This window comes from Pseudomonas sp. NPDC090203, assembly GCF_044746765.1.
Lineage (GTDB): Bacteria > Pseudomonadota > Gammaproteobacteria > Pseudomonadales > Pseudomonadaceae > Aquipseudomonas > Aquipseudomonas putida_AD.
Genome location: NZ_JBIVCV010000031.1, coordinates 1857 through 3387 on the forward strand (window position 1 = coordinate 1857; position 1531 = coordinate 3387).

1 rRNA gene (running past one end of the window) is annotated in these 1531 nt (G+C 51.4%); it reads left to right on the forward strand.

The window, feature by feature from the left end:
* Positions 1-59 precede the first annotated feature (59 nt).
* Positions 60-1531, forward strand: a 23S ribosomal RNA gene (locus ACIPO9_RS28135); it runs 1497 nt beyond the window's last position.

Consider the following 1531-nt stretch of genomic DNA (forward strand, 5'->3'; position numbering starts at 1 on the left):
AATGCAAACTTTCGGCGAATGTCGTCTTCACAGTATAACCAGATTGCTTGGGGTTATATGGTCAAGTGAAGAAGCGCATACGGTGGATGCCTTGGCAGTCAGAGGCGATGAAAGACGTGGTAGCCTGCGAAAAGCTTCGGGGAGTCGGCAAACAGACTGTGATCCGGAGATGTCTGAATGGGGGAACCCAGCTGTCATAAGACAGTTATCTTGCACTGAATACATAGGTGCAAGAGGCGAACCAGGGGAACTGAAACATCTAAGTACCCTGAGGAAAAGAAATCAACCGAGATTCCCTTAGTAGTGGCGAGCGAACGGGGACCAGCCCTTAAGTTGATTTGAGATTAGCGGAACGCTCTGGAAAGTGCGGCCATAGTGGGTGATAGCCCTGTACGCGAAAATCTCTTGTCAATGAAATCGAGTAGGACGGGGCACGAGAAACCTTGTCTGAACATGGGGGGACCATCCTCCAAGGCTAAATACTACTGACTGACCGATAGTGAACCAGTACCGTGAGGGAAAGGCGAAAAGAACCGCGGAGAGCGGAGTGAAATAGATCCTGAAACCGTATGCGTACAAGCAGTGGGAGCCCACTTTGTTGGGTGACTGCGTACCTTTTGTATAATGGGTCAGCGACTTATTTTCAGTGGCGAGCTTAACCGAATAGGGGAGGCGTAGCGAAAGCGAGTCTTAATAGGGCGTCTAGTCGCTGGGAATAGACCCGAAACCGGGCGATCTATCCATGGGCAGGTTGAAGGTTAGGTAACACTGACTGGAGGACCGAACCGACTACCGTTGAAAAGTTAGCGGATGACCTGTGGATCGGAGTGAAAGGCTAATCAAGCTCGGAGATAGCTGGTTCTCCTCGAAAGCTATTTAGGTAGCGCCTCATGTATCACTGTAGGGGGTAGAGCACTGTTTCGGCTAGGGGGTCATCCCGACTTACCAAACCGATGCAAACTCCGAATACCTACAAGTGCCGAGCATGGGAGACACACGGCGGGTGCTAACGTCCGTCGTGAAAAGGGAAACAACCCAGACCGTCAGCTAAGGTCCCAAAGTCATGGTTAAGTGGGAAACGATGTGGGAAGGCTTAGACAGCTAGGAGGTTGGCTTAGAAGCAGCCACCCTTTAAAGAAAGCGTAATAGCTCACTAGTCGAGTCGGCCTGCGCGGAAGATGTAACGGGGCTCAAACCATGCACCGAAGCTACGGGTATCACCTTCGGGTGATGCGGTAGAGGAGCGTTCTGTAAGCCTGTGAAGGTGAGTTGAGAAGCTTGCTGGAGGTATCAGAAGTGCGAATGCTGACATGAGTAACGACAATGGGTGTGAAAAACACCCACGCCGAAAGACCAAGGTTTCCTGCGCAACGTTAATCGACGCAGGGTTAGTCGGTCCCTAAGGCGAGGCTGAAAAGCGTAGTCGATGGAAAACAGGTTAATATTCCTGTACTTCTGGTTATTGCGATGGAGGGACGGAGAAGGCTAGGCCAGCCTGGCGTTGGTTGTCCAGGTTTAAGGTGGTAGGCTG